Origin of the sequence: Streptococcus pseudopneumoniae, from assembly GCF_001068775.1 — a bacterium.
GTDB lineage: Bacteria > Bacillota > Bacilli > Lactobacillales > Streptococcaceae > Streptococcus > Streptococcus pseudopneumoniae_N.
The window spans coordinates 1-18,580 of sequence record NZ_JWAJ01000007.1 but is presented as its reverse complement, the minus strand read 5'-3'; the positions used below and the strand labels follow the sequence as shown (position 1 = coordinate 18,580).

The 18,580-nt window shown below is 39.0% G+C and carries 11 protein-coding genes and 1 pseudogene; 11 read left to right on the top strand and 1 reads right to left on the bottom strand.

The features are described from left to right. The 10 genes and pseudogenes from ADF68_RS00130 to ADF68_RS00085 all read left to right on the top strand — a co-directional run. A pseudogene (locus ADF68_RS00130) lies at positions 1–241 on the top strand (tagatose-bisphosphate aldolase); the annotation flags it as partial. Positions 242–475: 234 nt separating this feature from the next. Then, entirely contained in the window at positions 476–1,312 is an 837-nt protein-coding gene (locus tag ADF68_RS00125) for a PRD domain-containing protein (protein WP_049548116.1), read from the top strand. Positions 1,313–1,347: 35 nt separating this feature from the next. Then, complete coding sequence (locus ADF68_RS00120; protein ID WP_049548115.1) at positions 1,348–1,665, top strand: PTS lactose/cellobiose transporter subunit IIA; 318 nt, start codon at positions 1,348–1,350, stop codon at positions 1,663–1,665. Further along, on the top strand, positions 1,665–3,356 hold the full coding sequence (locus ADF68_RS00115; RefSeq protein ID WP_049548114.1) for a lactose-specific PTS transporter subunit EIIC: 1,692 nt from the start codon (positions 1,665–1,667) through the stop codon (positions 3,354–3,356). Before ADF68_RS00120 ends, ADF68_RS00115 begins: the two co-directional genes overlap by 1 nt. Before the next feature lie 213 nt (positions 3,357–3,569). Continuing rightward, on the top strand, positions 3,570–4,976 hold the full coding sequence (gene lacG, locus ADF68_RS00110) for a 6-phospho-beta-galactosidase (protein WP_049548118.1): 1,407 nt from the start codon (positions 3,570–3,572) through the stop codon (positions 4,974–4,976). A 42-nt stretch (positions 4,977–5,018) separates the two neighbouring features. Then, on the top strand, positions 5,019–5,273 hold the full coding sequence (locus tag ADF68_RS00105; protein ID WP_049548113.1) for a DUF3884 family protein: 255 nt from the start codon (positions 5,019–5,021) through the stop codon (positions 5,271–5,273). Between the two features lie 310 nt (positions 5,274–5,583). After that, positions 5,584–8,064 (top strand): pneumococcal-type histidine triad protein, encoded by a 2,481-nt coding sequence (locus ADF68_RS00100; protein ID WP_049548112.1) that lies wholly within the window; start codon positions 5,584–5,586, stop codon positions 8,062–8,064. Positions 8,065–8,232: 168 nt separating this feature from the next. Beyond that, positions 8,233–9,162, top strand: coding sequence for a metal ABC transporter substrate-binding protein (locus ADF68_RS00095; RefSeq protein ID WP_049548111.1), 930 nt, complete (start codon positions 8,233–8,235; stop codon positions 9,160–9,162). Positions 9,163–9,169: 7 nt separating this feature from the next. After that, positions 9,170–12,286: a pneumococcal-type histidine triad protein gene (locus tag ADF68_RS00090; RefSeq protein ID WP_049548110.1), complete on the top strand. Its 3,117-nt coding sequence runs from the start codon at positions 9,170–9,172 to the stop codon at positions 12,284–12,286. A 209-nt stretch (positions 12,287–12,495) separates the two neighbouring features. Continuing rightward, complete coding sequence (locus ADF68_RS00085; protein ID WP_049548109.1) at positions 12,496–15,915, top strand: pneumococcal-type histidine triad protein; 3,420 nt, start codon at positions 12,496–12,498, stop codon at positions 15,913–15,915. 77 nt (positions 15,916–15,992) lie between these two features. Here ADF68_RS00085 and pepT read toward each other — a convergent pair whose 3' ends face one another. After that, positions 15,993–17,216: a peptidase T gene (pepT, locus tag ADF68_RS00080; RefSeq protein ID WP_049548108.1), complete on the bottom strand. Its 1,224-nt coding sequence runs from the start codon at positions 17,214–17,216 to the stop codon at positions 15,993–15,995. 154 nt (positions 17,217–17,370) lie between these two features. Between pepT and hemH the strand changes: the two genes are divergently transcribed. Then, positions 17,371–18,465: a ferrochelatase gene (hemH, locus tag ADF68_RS00075; RefSeq protein ID WP_049548107.1), complete on the top strand. Its 1,095-nt coding sequence runs from the start codon at positions 17,371–17,373 to the stop codon at positions 18,463–18,465. Positions 18,466–18,580 lie beyond the last annotated feature (115 nt).

The following is an 18,580-nucleotide window of genomic DNA, read 5'->3' as shown; positions in this document are numbered from 1 at the left end:
CTTGAGTGCAGGTGTATCAGCTAAACTCTTCCAAGAAACTCTTGTCTTTGCCCACGAATCAGGCGCAAACTTCAACGGTGTTCTTTGTGGACGTGCAACATGGGCTGGATCAGTTGAAGCCTACATCAAAGACGGTGAAGCAGCAGCTCGTGAGTGGTTGCGTACAACTGGATTTGAAAACATTGACGAACTCAACAAGGTTCTTAAAACAACTGCAACTTCATGGACCGAACGTGTCTAAATTCCCCCCCTTTTATGTCCTAAAACCTAGCTAAAAAACTTTTAAAAAAAGTTGTATGTAAAGGTTTACAAAATAAACATCTTGTGCTATACTTAAGTCACAAGTTAATACAAAGTGAGTGTTACTAAGTAATATTAGGCATGATCACAGATGACTCAGAGCTATATTTTCTGAACTCATTTGTGGTCATTTTTTATGCTCACAAAACTTAAATAATAGGGCAAGGAGGTTGCCATGTATCGGATATTAAATCCAATGAATAACAATGTTTCTCTCGTGCGGAATAGCAAGGGAGAGGAGTTGATCGTAATTGGTAAGGGTATTTCATTCGGTAAGAAGAAGGGAGATTTGATTTCTGAGGATCAGGTTGAAAAAGTTTTTCGGATGAAAACAGAAGAGTCGCGAGAAAATTTTATAGCTCTTCTCAAGGATGTACCGCTTGATTTTATTACGGTCACTTATGAGATTATTGATAATCTTTCTAAAAAATATCAATATCCTGTCCAAGAGTATCTATACGTCACTCTGACAGACCATATCTATTGTTCTTATCAGGCTATTAGCCAAGGACGCTATAAGGATAGTAACTTGCCTGACATTTCTGCCAAATATCCTATCGCTTTTCAAATTGCACAAGAAGCTTTCGAAATTTATCGTCAAAAACTGACAGAAAATTTTCCTGAAGACGAAATCATTCGTATCGCTTATCACTTCATCAACGCGGAAGGTGAGAATGCAGTCGAAGTTGTTGAGTCAATTGATAAGAGAAAGGAAATTTTAAAGAGGGTCGAAAGCGTTTTGAAGAGTTATAAAATCCAGCGAACACCTGAAAATAATAATTTCTACGACCGCTTTATGATTCATCTAAATTATTTTTTGGATTATCTGGATCGTAGTCGCGATGATAATCAATCCTTGCTCGATATGGAAGAACATATAAAGAATACCTATCCAGAAGCATTCGAGATTGGTAGTAAAATTTATGAGGTCATTGCTCAGGAAACTGGTCTTGACCTCTACAAGAGTGAACGAGTTTATCTTGTTCTACACATCCAACGTTTATTGTCATAACGCTTTACTAAAAAATATATAAGGAGAAATCTATCGTGAATAGAGAAGAAGTGACATTGTTAGGTTTTGAGATTGTTGCCTATGCTGGCGATGCTCGTTCAAAACTATTGGAAGCTTTGAAGGCTGCTGAAGCTGGTGATTTTGCGAAAGCGGATAGTTTAGTTGAGGAAGCTGGTGCTTGCATCGCAGAGGCTCACCACGCCCAAACAAGCTTGTTAACAAAGGAAGCTGCAGGTGAAGATTTAGCCTATAGCGTGACCATGATGCATGGTCAAGATCACCTGATGACAACAATCTTGCTAAAAGATTTGATGCATCATTTAATTGAACTTTATAAAAGAGGAGCTAAATAATGAATAAGTTAATTGCCTATATCGAGAAAGGAAAGCCTTTCTTTGAAAAACTATCTCGAAATATCTATCTTCGTGCTATTCGTGATGGATTTATCGCAGGAATGCCAGTCATTCTATTCTCAAGTATTTTTATCTTGATTGCTTTTGTTCCAAACTCTTGGGGCTTTAAATGGTCTGATGAAGTAGTAGCACTTTTGATGAAACCTTACAGCTACTCTATGGGAATTCTAGCAGTCTTGCTAGCTGGTACGACTGCTAAATCATTAACAGACTCTGTTAACCGTAGCATGGAAAAAACCAACCAAATCAACTATATGTCAACGCTATTGGCGGCTATTGTTGGATTATTGATGTTGGCAGCTGATCCAATTGAAGGTGGCTTTGCAACTGGTTTCCTTGGTACAAAAGGGTTGCTTTCAGCCTTCCTGGCAGCTTTTGTAACTGTAGCTATCTATAAGGTTTGTGTGAAGAACAACGTTACTATTCGCATGCCTGACGAAGTTCCACCGAATATCTCACAAGTCTTTAAAGACGTTATTCCGTTTACGCTTTCAGTTGTTTCTCTTTATGCTCTTGACTTGCTCGCTCGTCAATTTGTTGGTGCAAGCGTTGCAGAATCAATTGGTAAATTCTTTGCCCCATTATTCTCAGCAGCAGACGGTTATCTTGGTATTACCATTATCTTTGGTGCTTTTGCCTTCTTCTGGTTTGTCGGTATTCACGGCCCATCTATCGTTGAACCTGCCATTGCAGCGATCACTTATGCAAATGCCGAAGTCAACTTGAACCTTCTTCAACAAGGTATGCACGCTGATAAGATCCTTACATCTGGTACACAAATGTTTATCGTCACTATGGGTGGTACAGGAGCAACTCTTGTAGTTCCATTCATGTTTATGTGGTTGTGTAAGTCTAAGCGTAACCGTGCCATCGGACGCGCTTCAGTAGTTCCTACATTCTTCGGTGTAAACGAACCAATCCTGTTTGGTGCACCACTTGTTTTGAACCCAATCTTCTTTATTCCATTTATCTTTGCTCCAATTGCAAACGTTTGGATTTTCAAATTCTTTATCGAAACTCTCGGCATGAACTCATTTACTGCCAACCTTCCATGGGTTACTCCTGGACCTTTGGGGATTGTCCTTGGTACAAACTTCCAGTTCTTGTCATTTGCTCTTGCAGCATTGTTAATCGTAGTAGATATTGTTATCTACTATCCATTCCTCAAGGTTTATGACGAACAAATTCTTGAAGAAGAACGTTCAGGCAAAGCTAATGATGAATTAAAAGAAAAAGTTGCAGCAAACTTCAACACTGCTAAAGCTGATGCTATCCTTGAAAAAGCTGGAGTAGAATCAGCACAAAATACAATCACTGAAGAAACCAACGTACTCGTTCTCTGTGCAGGTGGAGGAACAAGTGGTCTTCTTGCCAACGCCTTGAACAAAGCAGCAGCAGAATACAATGTTCCTGTTAAGGCAGCCGCTGGTGGCTATGGAGCTCACCGTGAGATGCTACCAGAGTTTGATTTGGTTATCTTAGCACCACAAGTTGCTTCAAACTTTGAGGATATGAAAGCTGAAACTGATAAATTAGGTATCAAACTTGCTAAGACAGAAGGTGCACAGTACATTAAATTGACACGCGATGGACAAGGTGCTCTAGCCTTTGTTCAAGCTCAATTCGATTAACGATAGGGACTCTGAAATAGTCTCCTATCGTTACGGAAATCGCTATGGCGAATTTCCTAATCGCCTTATTAATTCGTCGGTAAAAAGATATCGTTTTTACCTCCTCATGTCACAATTCGGTGACTTGCTACAAGAAGTGAGATGGAGATGGATAGCTCACTAGCTCCTCTCCGCTCACTTTTCATTTTATCCAATCAAGAAATAGGTGAAAAAATGACAAAAACACTTCCTAAAGATTTTATTTTCGGTGGCGCAACAGCGGCTTATCAGGCAGAAGGTGCTACACATACGGATGGTAAAGGACCAGTCGCATGGGATAAATATTTAGCAGACAACTATTGGTATACTGCTGAACCAGCGAGTGATTTTTACCATAAATATCCAGTAGATTTGCAGTTGGCTGAGGAATATGGGGTAAACGGTATTCGTATTTCAATTGCTTGGTCACGTATTTTTCCAACTGGTTATGGTGAAGTAAATCCAAAAGGGGTAGAATTCTATCATAAGTTATTTGCAGAATGTCATAAACGTCATGTAGAACCGTTCGTAACTCTTCACCATTTTGATACACCTGAAGCTCTTCACTCAAATGGAGACTTCTTGAATCGTGAGAATATCGAACACTTTGTAAATTATGCTGCCTTCTGTTTCGAAGAATTTCCAGAAGTCAACTACTGGACTACTTTCAATGAAATCGGCCCTATCGGAGATGGTCAATATTTGGTAGGTAAATTCCCTCCAGGTATTCAATACGACCTTGCGAAAGTATTCCAATCCCACCACAATATGATGGTTTCTCATGCTCGTGCTGTGAAATTGTACAAAGACAAAGGCTATAAAGGTGAAATCGGGGTTGTTCACGCCCTTCCAACTAAGTATCCATTGGATCCTAAAAATCCTGCAGACGTTCGTGCTGCTGAGTTGGAAGATATCATCCACAACAAATTTATCTTGGATGCTACATACCTTGGACACTATTCCGATAAAACCATGGAAGGGGTCAACCACATTCTTTCAGTTAATGGTGGTGAGTTGGATCTTCGAGACGAAGACTTTTTAGTGCTTGAAGCAGCTAAAGATTTGAATGACTTCCTCGGAATTAACTACTATATGAGCGATTGGATGGAAGCCTTTGATGGTGAAACTGAGATCATCCACAACGGTAAAGGTGAAAAAGGAAGCTCTAAATACCAGATCAAGGGTGTTGGTCGTCGTGTAGCTCCTGACTATGTACCTCGTACTGACTGGGACTGGATTATCTATCCTCAAGGATTATACGACCAAATCATGCGCGTGAAGAAAGATTATCCGAACTACAAGAAGATCTACATCACTGAAAACGGACTTGGATACAAAGATGAATTTGTCGATAACACTGTTTACGATGATGGACGTATTGATTATGTGAAACAACACTTGGAAGTCATTTCAGATGCCATTACTGATGGAGCAGTAGTCAAAGGCTACTTCATCTGGTCACTCATGGACGTCTTCTCTTGGTCAAATGGTTATGAAAAACGCTATGGCCTCTTCTATGTGGACTTTGAAACGCAAGAACGCTATCCAAAGAAATCAGCTCACTGGTACAAAAAACTAGCTGAGACCCAAGTGATTGAATAGTACAACTAGTTATTAGGTATAGAATTTAAGCGAGGAAAGTTTATGCTAAAAGATTTTATTAAATCAATCTATGAAAAAGTTTATATTATTAACTTTGAACATTGCTCTCATGTACCAACCTTGACCAAGGAGCAACTTGCAAGTCTTGGAAAATGGTATGTCTCGACGGGTAAGGAGTGGATTTGTCATTCAGACTATGAATTTGAAGAATTTCAAAAGCTATTTTTAAATTTTGTCAACGCAGAAGATAAGGATAACATTTCCTTTGTTTCGGATTTTATGCCATTTCAACACTAAAATATTATAAAGAGGAATCTATCTCATACTAGGGGATATTCCTCTTTTTTATCTAGATTTTACCTGAAAGTCAAAAAAATTCTTGACAGATTTATGTTATAGGAGTAAACTATTAACTAGTTAAATAACTGGTTAAGTACATAAAGAGGTAACTCACTCGCTCAAATCTTGTTTGATAAATAGAAAATAGAAGGAGGAGTTTTAAAAGTGATTTCGTTTTTCAGTTGTATGGTTAACCAGTTAAGGAAGGTCTTTAGGAAAAAGTATAGTTCTTCTTTAACGAATAAATGAAAATAGAAAGTGTGTTTGGATGAAAATCAATAAAAAATATGTTCTTGGTTCAGTGGCAGTTCTTGCCCTAAGTGTTTGTTCCTATGAACTTGGTCGTTACCAAGCTGCTCACGTTAAGAAAGATTCTAATCGAGTGGCTTATATAGATGGTGATCAGGCTGGTCAAAAGGCAGAGAATTTGACACCAGATGAAGTCAGTAAGAGAGAGGGAATCAACGCAGAACAGATCGTCATCAAGATTACGGACCAAGGTTATGTGACCTCTCATGGAGACCATTATCATTACTTTAATGGCAAGGTTCCTTATGATGCTATCATTAGTGAAGAACTTCTGATGAAAGATCCGAATTATCAGTTGAAGGATTCAGACATTGTCAATGAAATCAAGGGTGGTTATGTCATTAAGGTTGATGGTAAGTATTATGTCTATCTAAAGGATGCATCACATGCTGATAATGTTCGAACAAAAGAAGAAATTACTCGTCAGAAGCAAGAACACGGACATGGTAGTGGATCAAAAGTTAGCAATGAAGTTACCCTAGCAAGGGCTCAGGGACGTTATACAACGGATGACGGCTATGTTTTTAATGCAAGTGATATTATTGAGGATACTGGCGATGCTTACATCGTTCCACATGGCAATCACTTCCATTATATTCCTAAGAGTGACTTGTCTGCCAGTGAACTAGCTGCGGCCCAAGCCTTCCTATCTGGTAAAGGTGGCCAAACAAGCTCAGTTGGGTATCGACCGTCAACAAATTCTTCTAGCAGCTCATCAGAGGCATCGAATAGTAGTTCATATGGACAAACAAATCATAGTAATGTTGAGACAAATACTAGAAGATGGGCTCCAACTGTTAGCCCACAAGTGGATAATAGTTATCAAGCAAGTCCAAGTGAAGACGTATCTAGTCTCTTGAAACAACTTTATGCCTTGCCACTCAGCCAACGACATGTGGAATCAGATGGGCTTGTCTTTGATCCAGCGCAAATTACAAGAAAAACAGCAAATGGTGTTGCAGTGCCACACGGAGATCATTACCACTTTATCCCTTATTCTCAAATGTCTGCTCTGGAAGAAAAGATTGCACGGATGATTCCAGTTGAAAATCAAGGGAATATTTCAGCGCCTGGAGCAGCTAGTTTACGGCCAAATCCTACATTAAAACCAGTTCCACAGCCCGTCCCAAATCCGCAACCAGCACCAGTTCCACTTCCTGATAACCATTCTAATGAGGAGCTTGCCAAACAAGTAGTCAGAAAAGTTGGTCAGGGGTATGTCCTAGAAGAAAAGGGAGTTTCGCATTATGTCTTGACTAAGGATTTGTCTAAAGAGAATCTTATAGCTTTTGAGAAAGAACTGAATAAGGTGGCTACATCAGCGCATACCTTGGCGGAGAAGAAAAGCACAATAGCTCCTCGAAATCAGGAATTCTATGATAAGGCTTATAGTTTGTTGGAGAAAACGCATAGGAACCTACTTGAAAATAAGGGACGGCTATCTGACTTCCAGACTTTAGATCAATTGCTAGAAAGATTAAATGATGAACATGTAAACAAGGTAGCCTTTGTAGATGATTTGCTTAAATTTATTGCACCGATTAATCATCCAGAACGTCTTGGTAAGCCAAACTCACAAATCGAGTATAGTGACGATGAAGTTCGTGTAGCTCAGCTAGCGGATAAGTACACAACATCGGATGGTTATATCTTTGATGCCCATGATATTATCAGTGACGAGGGAGATGCTTATGTAACGCCACATATGGGGCATAGTCACTGGATTGGTAAGGATAGTTTGTCCGATAAAGAAAAATCGGAAGCTCAAGTCTATACCAAAGAGAAAAATATCAACCCTCCATCTGAAGATAGTGCTACTCAAGCAAATCCAAATGGGGAAAGCGCAGCATCCATTTACGAACGCGTTAAAGGTGAAAAACGAATTCCATTGGTTCGTTTACCTTATAATGTTGAACATACTGTAGCAGTAAAAAATGGTAATCTGATTATTCCTCACAAGGATCATTACCATAATATCAAGTTCGCTTGGTTTGATGATAAATCTTATAAGGCACCAAACGGATATAGTCTTGAAGACTTGTTCGCAACGATTAAGTACTATGTAGAACATCCAGATGAGCGTCCACATTCAAATGATGGTTGGGGAAATGCTAGCGAGCATGTCTTGGGTAAAAAAGATAATAGTCAAGATCCTACTAATAACTATAAACCAGAGGAAGAACCTGAAGAGGAAAGTCCTGTTGAACCAGAAGAACCACAGGTTGAGACTGAAAAGGTAGAAGCTAAGCTCAAAGAAGCAGAGGAACTATTAAAGACAGTCACAGATGCAAACCTTAAATCCAATGCTAGCGAAACCTTGGTTGGTTTGCGAAATAATCTGACTTTGGGAACTATGGATAACAATGGTATTATGGCTCAAGCTGAAAATCTCACAGCCTTACTAAAAAATAGTAAGCCTAAAACAAGTCAAAACGATTAAAATTCGTGAGTTAAAAATAACCAGTGAGAACTGAAAATGAAATTTAGCAATGAAATCTAGTTCTCACTTTTTTCATGAAAATGCACAAAAAATATTGACATTTTAAATTTTTAGGAGTAAAATATTTACTAGTTAATTAAATGGTTAAATACTAGTTAAGGAGTTGTTATGAAAAAAAGAAGTATCCTATGGCTCATGATTGCCTTATTTGCTCTTGTATTAGGAGCTTGTGGACAAAAGACCGGTCAAGACAAGAGTGATGAAACTAAGGGAATGAAGATTGTGACCAGTTTTTATCCTATTTACGCTATGGTCAAGGAAGTATCTGGTGACTTGAATGATGTTCGAATGATTCAGTCAAGTAGTGGGATTCACTCCTTTGAACCTTCGGCAAATGATATTGCAGCAATATACGATGCAGATGTCTTTGTTTACCATTCTCATACGCTCGAATCTTGGGCAGGAAGTTTGGATCCCAATCTAAAAAAATCTAAAGTTAAGGTTTTAGAGGCTTCAGAGGGAATGACATTGGAACGTGTCCCTGGTCTAGAAGATGTAGAAGCAGGGGATGGAGTTGATGAAAAAACGCTCTATGATCCTCATACTTGGCTAGATCCAGAAAAAGCTGGTGAAGAAGCGCAAATTATCGCTGACAAACTTTCAGAGGTTGATAGTGAGCATAAAGAAACTTACCAGAAAAATGCGCAAGCCTTTATCAAAAAAGCTCAAGAATTGACTAAGAAATTCCAGCCTAAATTTGAAAAAGCGACTCAGAAAACATTTGTAACACAACATACAGCCTTTTCTTATCTAGCGAAGAGATTTGGACTTAATCAACTTGGTATTGCAGGTATCTCTCCTGAACAAGAACCAAGTCCACGACAACTTACAGAAATTCAGGAATTTGTAAAAACCTATAAGGTTAAAACGATTTTTACAGAAAGTAATGCTTCTTCAAAAGTAGCTGAAACTCTTGTCAAATCAACAGGTGTGGGGCTTAAAACTCTGAATCCTTTAGAGGCAGACCCACAAAATGACAAGACTTACCTAGAAAATCTTGAGGAAAATATGAGTGTATTAGCTGAAGAATTAAAGTGAGATAAGAATGAAAATCAATAAAAAATATCTAGCAGGGTCAGTAGCAGTCCTTGCCCTAAGTGTTTGCTCCTATGAACTTGGTCGTTATCAAGCTGGTCAAGTTAAGAAAGATTCTAATCGAGTTGCTTATATAGATGGTGACCAGGCTGGTCAAAAGGCAGAAAATTTGACGCCAGATGAAGTCAGTAAAAGAGAAGGGATTAACGCAGAACAAATTGTTATCAAGATTACGGATCAAGGTTATGTGACCTCTCATGGAGACCATTATCACTACTATAATGGCAAGGTTCCTTATGATGCTATTATCAGTGAAGAACTCCTCATGAAAGATCCGAATTATCAGTTGAAGGATGCAGATATTGTTAATGAAATCAAGGGTGGCTATGTGATTAAGGTAGACGGGAAATACTGTGTTTACCTTAAAGATGCGGCTCATGCAGACAATATTCGGACAAAAGAAGAGATTAAACGTCAGAAGCAGGAACACAGTCATAATCATGGAGGCGGTTCTAACGATCAGGCGGTAGTTGCTGCCAGAGCCCAAGGACGTTATACAACGGATGATGGGTATATCTTCAATGCATCTGATATCATTGAGGACACGGGTGATGCCTATATCGTTCCTCATGGCAATCACTTCCACTATATTCCGAAGAGTGATTTGTCTGCCAGTGAATTAGCTGCTGCCCAAGCCTTCTTATCTGGAAAAGGTGGCCAATTAAGTACGGTTGAATATCGTTCAAGCAGAGCTGAAACAAGATCTAGTCTAAGAATGAGTCAATCTGAAACTCCTCAAGATTCTGCCAAAGCTCCGGAGAGCTCAAGTGAGGATTTAGCTAGTCTTCTTCAAGAATTGTACGCCTTGCCACTTAGCCAACGTCATGTGGAGTCTGATGGCTTGGTATTTGATCCAGCACAGATTACAAAACGTACAGCAAATGGGGTCGCAGTCCCTCACGGGGATCATTTCCATTTCATTCCTTATTCGCAAATGTCTGCTTTGGAAGAAAAATTGGCTCGAAATCTTCCAATTGGAGGTCGGCCAGTTCAAAGTCATTCTGCCAATACGAAACCAAGCAGTACATATAAACCAAGTTCACCGATTAAACCAAACTTTAATCTCAATACGCCGGTACCGAATAGAGCAACTGGAGGCGCCTATACAACGGATGATGGGTATGTCTTTAGTCCGACAGATGTGATTGAAGATACAGGTGACGCTTTTGTTGTACCGCACGGAAATCATTTCCACTATATACCTAAGAGTGATTTGTCAGCAGGAGAATTGGCTGCAGCCCAAGCTTATTGGAATGGTAAACAGGGTTCTCATTCCGCTACAAGTTCAAGTAAACCAAGTAGTGATAATGCTAGACCAGCTCAACCAAGTTTGACAGAGACTCCAAATCTGACTGTCACACCAACATATCATCAAAATCAAGGGGAAGATATCTCAACACTCTTAAGTGAATTGTATGCCAAACCTTTATCAGAACGCCATGTGGAATCTGATGGACTCGTCTTTGATCCGGCACAAATCATCAAACGTACAGCTAACGGTGTAGCAGTGCCTCACGGAGACCATTATCACTTTATTCCTTATTCACAAATGTCACCTTTGGAAGAAAAATTGGCTCGTATGATAGCTGTTAAGGGACAAAATGGCAGTGTCTTACCAAGCGTCACTCCTTTGAAGCCAGCCCCTACCACCAAACCTCTTGCACCAGTGGAAAATAAACCGACTGAACTTGATGTCAATCAGGTTGTTAGAAAAGTTGGCGACGGTTATATTATCGAGGATAAGGGAGTCAGTCGTTATGTTCTAGCTAAAGACCTAGCTAAGGATAAGATTGACGCTATTGAAAATCTCTTGTCTAAGAAAACTCAAGAGACGCATTCCCTAGTTGCGAAGAAAGAAAATGTACCACCTCGTGACCAAGAATTTTATGATAAAGCATATAATTTATTGGCCGAAGCTCATAAAGCCTTGTCTGAAAATAAGGGTCGTACTTCTAATTTTCAAGCCTTAGACAAATTAGCAGAGCGCTTGAATGATGAATCTTCTAATAAAGGAAAATTAGTAGATGATTTATTGGCATTCCTAGAACCAATTACCCATCCAGAACGTATTGGTAAACCAAATGCTCAAATTGCTTATACAGACGATGAAATTAAATTAGCGAAATTAGCAGGTAAGTATACAACAGAAGATGGCTATATCTTTGATCCTCGTGATATAACTAGCGATGAAGGCGATGCCTATGTAACTCCACATATGACTCATAGTCATTGGATCAAGAAAGAGAGCTTGTCTGAAGCTGAAAGAGTGGCAGCTCAGGCTTATGCTAAAGAGAAAGGTTTGACGCCTCCTTCAACAGATAATCAGGGTTCAGGAAATACTGAGGTTAAAGGAGTAGAAGCAATCTATAATAAAGTGAAAGCAGCTAAGAAGGTTCCACTTGATCATATTCCTTACAATCTACAACATACTGTTGAAGTTAAAAATGGTAGCTTAATTATACCTCATTACGATCATTACCATAACATTAAATTTGGTTGGTTTGACGAAGGACTCTATGAAGCACCTAAGGGTTATAGCCTTGAGGATCTCTTTGCGACTGTAAAATATTATGTTGAACATCCTGAAGAACGTCCTCACTCAGATAATGGTTGGGGAAATGCCAGCGACCATGTTCGTAAAAATAAGGCAGACAAAGACAGTAAATCTGATGAAGATAAGGAAGATCATCATGAATCAGACGAGTCAACCCATCTTGAATCCAATGAAAAAGAAAATCATACAGGTTCAACCCCTTCAGTAGATAATCTTTATAAACCGAGCACTGATGAAGACAAGACAGAAGAAGTATCTAAAGATACAACAGACGAAGCCGAAGTATCTCAAGTAGAAACCGAAAAAGTAGAAGCCAAACTCAAAGAAGTAGAAGTTCTACTTGCTAAAGTAACGGATGCTAGTTTGAAAGACAATGTGACAGAGAGCCTATCTGGTTTACGAAATAACTTGAGCCTCCAAACCATGGATAATAATGGTATCATGGCAGAAGTAGAAAAATTACTTGCTTTGTTAAAAGGTAGTGAGTCAGTAACGACGAAACCAGAAGCATAAGTTTATCCTATTAAACCAAAATGATGTAAGAGTCAGTAGCAATACTGGCTTTTATTTTTTAAAATGATATAAAAATCTTGACAGATAAACTTAAAAAAGGTAAACTATTTACTGGTTAATTAATTGGTTAAATAACCAGTTTAGAAAAAAACTGTTTAACCAAGCAAAAGAAGTTAAAAAGCTTCATCATTTATTGAAATGAGGGATTTATGAAATTCAGTAAAAAATATATAGCAGCTGGATCAGCTGTTATCGTATCTTTGAGTCTTTGCGCTTATGCTCTAAATCAGCATCGCTCGCAGGAAAATAAGGACAATAATCGTATCTCTTATGTGGATGGCAGCCAGTCAAGTCAGAAAACTGAAAACCTGACACCAGATCAGGTTAGCCAAAAAGAAGGAATTCAGGCTGAGCAAATTGTTATCAAGATTTCAGATCAGGGTTATGTTACATCACACGGTGATCACTACCATTACTATAACGGAAAAGTTCCTTATGATGCCCTCTTTAGTGAAGAACTTTTGATGAAGGATCCAAACTATCAACTTAAAGATGCTGATATTGTCAATGAAGTCAAGGGTGGTTATATCATCAAGGTCGATGGAAAATATTATGTCTACCTGAAAGATACAGCTCATGCTGATAATGTTCGAACCAAAGATGAAATCAACCGTCAAAAACAAGAACATGTCAAAGATAATGAGAAGGTCAGCTCTGATGTTGCTGTAGCAAGGTCTCAGGGACGCTATACAACAGATGATGGTTATGTCTTTAATCCAGCTGACATTATTGAAGATACTGGTGATGCTTATATCGTTCCTCATGGAGGTCACTATCACTACATTCCAAAAAGTGATTTATCTGCTAGTGAATTAGCATCCGCTAAAGCTCATCTGACTGGGAAAAATACGCAACCGAGCCAGTTAAGCTATTCTTCAACAGCTAGTGATAATACTAATCAAGCTATAGAGAAGGAATCAACTAGCAAGCCAGAAAGCAAAATTGAAAATCTCCAAAGTCTATTAAAAGAACTCTATGATTCACCTAGCGACCAACGTTACAGTGAATCAGATGGTCTGGTCTTTGATCCTGCTAAGATTATCAGTCGTACACCAAATGGAGTTGCGATTCCGCATGGCGACCATTATCATTTTATTCCTTACAGCAAGCTCTCTGCTTTAGAAGAAAAGATTGCTCGAATGGTGCCTATCGGTGGAACTGGTTCTACGGCCTCTACAAATGAAAAACCTAATGAAGCAGCGTCTAGTCTAGGAAGTCTTTCAAGCAATCCTTCTTCAACGACAAGTAAGGAACTCTCCTCAGCATCTGATGGTTATATTTTTAATCCCAAAGATATCGTTGAAGAAACGGCTACAGCTTATATTGTAAGACATGGTGATCATTTCCATTATATCCCTAAGGCGAATCAAATTGGTCAACCGACTCTTCCGAACAACGGTCTAGCAACACCTTCGCCATCACTTCCAATCAATCCAGGAACTTCACATGAGGAACATGAAGAAGGTGGACACGGCTTTGATGCCAATCGTATTATTGCTGAAGATGAAGCAGGATTTATCATGTCACATGGTGACCATAATCATTACTTCTTCAAGAAGGACTTGTCAGCAGAGCAAATTAAGGCAGCGCAGGATCACTTGAAAGGTGCAAGTCCAGCAACACCAAATCCAGCTCATGATGACGAGCACGACGAAGATCATCATGGACACCATCATGATGAAGACCATGATCACGGTTTTGATGCCAATCGTGTCATCAGTGAGGACGAGCAAGGTTTTGTCATGAGTCACGGAGACCACAATCATTACTTCTTCAAGAAAGATTTGACAGCTGAACAAATTAAGGCAGCTCAGGATCATTTGAAAACACATCATGATGCAGAGCCTGTAAAACCTCTTGCTAAAACGATAGAGTCTTTCTCAAGAGATGCTAGTGATGAAGAAAAAATAGCTTACATTTCAAAGACCTATGGTGTTCCACTTGAAGCTATTAGAATTTCAAACGGATTCTTTGTCTTTGGAAATCCAGACCAAGCTTACGATCCAACTCATATTCATCCTTACGCTGTTCGTAAGGAACACGTTCGGATCCCTCTTCAAACTGGAAATCCAGAACTTGATTTCCTAAATGAACTTTATACGACTGCCTTACGTGATGGTGTGTCTCCTTATAGTTTGCAGGTAGAAAATGGTAGTTTTGTGATCCCTCATGGTGACCACAATCACTACATCAAGGTTCAAACGAAGGGCTATGAAGTGGCTTTGAAAAATAAAATTCCAGCTCTACAATCCAACTACCAACCTGGAGCTTTTGATGAGAAGGTAGTTTTGGCAAAAGTAGACCAACTTCTAGCTGAAAGCAGAAACATCTATAAAGACAAGCCTATAGAACAAAGACAGATTGAGTTAGCTTTAGGTCAGTTTACTGAAAACATGAAGAAACTGGCAACTAACTCTACAGCAGGTTATCTTGCAACACTGGATCTCTTTGACAAGCAGTATATCCACGTTGACTCTAGTGTAAAACCAACAGAAATCAGTCCTTTAGACAAGAAATATCAAGCTTTAGTAGATAAGATTAATACCTTGGATACGGATGCTTATGGACTTCCTAAAAAGGATCTCTTGGCTCAACTCCAAGAAAATAAATTGGCTCAAGATGAGGCTGGTTTAGATGCAGTTGAAGCTAAACTACAAGCTCTGCAAGATTTTAATGATCGTACTGGTGTTACGACAGTCGAATACATTAAGTATTTCTATCAACATCTGTCAGATGGTCGTTTAAATGACACTCTTAGAAATAAAGTTGCTAACTTAACTTGGACTCTTTATCAGTCACAATCTTTCCTTAAGGCAACTGACTTGAACAAACTCTTCCCTGAAATCTATCAAACAAAATTAGAGGTAGAAGAAGCAGTGAAGAATGAACCTGTTGCTCATAAACCTTCTGAAACGATCCTAGACACTGAAAAAGTGGATGGTCATAGTGCTAAAACGGCAGTCTATGAATTTTTGAAAGGTTTGTATGATGATATTAAGCCTGAGGAACAAAGCAATCATGTTCGAAAAGGTCAAGTAGAAGAACTCTTAACAAAAGCTGAAGAATTAGTAGCTCAAGTCAAAGAAGAGGGAGTTAAAGCTTCACTTGCTGACGAAGTTAAAAATCTGAAAGCTGCTCTAGATAAAGATGAAGCAGACCTTGATGAATTAAATACGCAAGTCCAAGATCTTCTGAAACGCATTTCACAGACCATTCAGAATGAACGTGAGAATGTCAATCAAGACCCAGAGGTTTTAGTTCTCTACCAAAAACTTTATAATGGTGTCATTGCCCTTCATACTTATTTAGAAATGAATAATGGTTCTGATGCTGACTTTGAAAAAGTGGACGCCTTATTTGATAAGCTTAGTGCAGCAAGCAAAGACAAGCAAGCTCTTTTAGCTCTTGCTCAAGAAATCGTTTTGTTAAACCAAGAATTTCAATCCAAAGTCAAGCCAGCTGAAGCTAACACAGAAACAGCCAATACAGAAACAAACGATAAACAAGCTGAGTCAAACTTAACTCCTGCAACTAGCTCTCCAGAAACAAGAGAAAAAGTAGCAGAATAACAAAAAGTTCAGTCAGCTACCGTGTCAAAAGTAGGATGCTGATAAAAAAAGAGGTCGGGAATTTTTTCCCGATCTCTTTAGTCTTTATAAGCTACAATTCCGATGATTGTATCAACAGCACGTTCCATTGTTTGCAGACTAACGTATTCAAAACGTCCGTGCATATTTTCTCCACCAGCGAAGATATTTGGAGTTGGAATTCCCATAAAGGAAATTTTAGAACCGTCTGTTCCTCCACGGATAGGCTCGATAATTGGTGCAATATCAAGACTTTCCATTACTGCTTTAGCAATGGTGATTGGAGTCATATCCTTTTCAATGACTTCCTTCATGTTGTAGTACTGGTCTGTCAAAGTCAAGGTTACACGATCGCTACCAAGTTCTTGATTCATCTTATCAGCAATAGCTTGCATGGCAGCTTTACGCGCTTCGAAACTTTCTTTTTCGAAGTCACGAATGATGTAGCTGGCACGCGCTTCCTCAACAGTACCTGTCACATCCATGAGATGGTAGAATCCTTGGTAACCATCTGTTAATTCTGGGCGGTCTCCAGCTGGGAGTTGATTGTGGAAGTCGATGGCTAACTGAAGCGCATTGACCATTTGCCCTTTAGCAGTTCCTGGGTGAACATTACGACCTTGGAAGTGAAGTTCTGCACCTGCAGCGGAGAAGGTTTCGTATTGAAGTTCACCAAGAGGTCCCCCGTCAACTGTATATGCAAAGTCAACATTGAAATCCTCTGCATCAAATTTATTGGCACCAACACCGATTTCTTCATCAGGTCCGAAGCCAACACGGATTTCACAGTGTTTAATCTCAGGATGAGCAGTCAAGTATTCGATAGCTGCCATGATTTCAGCGATACCAGATTTGTCATCAGCACCGAGCAAAGTAGTTCCATCAGTAGTGATCAAGGTTTGGCCAGGATATTTCTCTAAGCTCTTGAAATCCGCTGGATCTAGTTTGAAACCAGAGTTCCCAAGCTCGATAAGGCCACCGTCGTATTTTTCAACTACTTGTGGATTGACACCTTCAGCATTAAAATCTGCTGTATCCATGTGGGAGATAAAACCGATCTTACGAGTAAAACTTGGGTCGTTGGCTGGTAAGGTTCCGATAGCAAAACCGTTTGGTAGGTAGTAAACATTTTGCAAACCAACACGTTTCATCTCAGGGATGAGGACATTGGTTGCGAAGTCTACTTGACTTTGGGTACTTGGTGTAGTGGTTGAATGTTCGTCAGAACGAGTATTGACTTTGACATAAGTCAAAAAACGCTCCAACAATGTTGGATATTTCATCGTAACTCCTTTTTTCCTTCTTTTAAAACCATTGTATCATAGAAAGAAGAGAAAAACAAAAGTCAGAAGGGAGGTAACATTCTTATGTTAGCGTTTACTTATGGCTGTTTTAGTGATACAATAAAAAAGATAAAAATATCACAAGGATGCAGAGATGAAAAAAGCGATTTTAATGATGACATTTGGTTCCCCAGAAGAGATTACCTTTGAAGGAGTAGCCGACTTTTTTACCAACATTCGTCGTGGAGTTCGACCTCAAGACCATGAAATTCAAACACTTTATGATAATTATGTTCGAATTGGAGGAACTCCACTACAAAAAATTACCCGTGAAGAAGTTGCCTTGGTAGAAGCTAGATTGGGAAATGAATATAGTGTCTATTTTGCCAATAAATTTTCAACCCCCTTTATTCCAGATGTGATTCGGAAAATGGAAGCAGATGGAATTGAAAAGTGTATTTGCTTGATTTTGGAGCCACACTATTCCTTTTACTCTGTCATGGGGTACGAAAAGTTTCTGGAAAGTAAACAAATTCAGTTTTTAGTTATTAAGGACTGGTATCAAGAAGAAGCCCTATTAAACTATTGGACAAATGAAATTGCTAAGATTTTAAAAGAAAAGGTGAAACAGGATAGCTTTAAAGTCATCTTTTCTGCCCACAGTGTTCCCGTTTTTGCCTTGGATTTTGGTGATCCCTATATCGACCAGATTTTTGAAAATAGCAAGTTAATTGCTGAGAAATTAGGCTTGAAACCAGAGCAATATACCAACACTTGGCAGAGTGAAAGTGACATTGGTATTCCTTGGATTAAACCAGATGTCCTGGAATATCTTAGAGAACAGGAAGAACATCCAGAGCATTATATTTTTGTACCTATTAGTTTTATTAGTGAGCACATTGAAGTTTTGTTTGACAATGATGTGGAATGTTATGACTTATGCCAGGAATTGGAGGTGAACTACCATCGTCCACCAATGCCAAATACAGATTCTCGTTTGATTGATGCCTTGGTCAATATTGTCCGAGCTAACGAACATAAAGAATTTAGAGAATTCCTCCCAGAAGAAGAGACCTTTGATGAATTAGTCCCTTCGGAGGAAACTAAGAATATTTTAGATGAATCACAAGACTTACAAATGCCAGAATTTGTTAAAAAATTAATTGAGAAAAAAGGTCGTGAAAATGTCAAGATGCCTTATTTAATCAAAAAAATGCTTGAAAAAGCTGGCAAATTACCTAAAGACTAAGTGAAAATAGAAAAGAACTGGTAATACTCTTCGAAAATCAAATTCAAACTGTGTCAACGTCGCCTTGCCGTACTCAAGTACAGCCTGCGGCTAGTTTCCTAGTTTGCTCTTTGAT

Coding starts and splice junctions, on each gene's coding strand:
- hemH (WP_049548107.1), top strand. CDS start 17,371: ATGAAAAAAGCGATTTTAATGATGACATTTGGTTCCCCAGAAGAGATT.
- ADF68_RS00100 (WP_049548112.1), top strand. CDS start 5,584: ATGAAAATCAATAAAAAATATGTTCTTGGTTCAGTGGCAGTTCTTGCC.
- ADF68_RS00105 (WP_049548113.1), top strand. CDS start 5,019: ATGCTAAAAGATTTTATTAAATCAATCTATGAAAAAGTTTATATTATT.
- ADF68_RS00090 (WP_049548110.1), top strand. CDS start 9,170: ATGAAAATCAATAAAAAATATCTAGCAGGGTCAGTAGCAGTCCTTGCC.
- pepT (WP_049548108.1), bottom strand. CDS start 17,216: ATGAAATATCCAACATTGTTGGAGCGTTTTTTGACTTATGTCAAAGTC.
- ADF68_RS00125 (WP_049548116.1), top strand. CDS start 476: ATGTATCGGATATTAAATCCAATGAATAACAATGTTTCTCTCGTGCGG.
- lacG (WP_049548118.1), top strand. CDS start 3,570: ATGACAAAAACACTTCCTAAAGATTTTATTTTCGGTGGCGCAACAGCG.
- ADF68_RS00095 (WP_049548111.1), top strand. CDS start 8,233: ATGAAAAAAAGAAGTATCCTATGGCTCATGATTGCCTTATTTGCTCTT.
- ADF68_RS00115 (WP_049548114.1), top strand. CDS start 1,665: ATGAATAAGTTAATTGCCTATATCGAGAAAGGAAAGCCTTTCTTTGAA.
- ADF68_RS00085 (WP_049548109.1), top strand. CDS start 12,496: ATGAAATTCAGTAAAAAATATATAGCAGCTGGATCAGCTGTTATCGTA.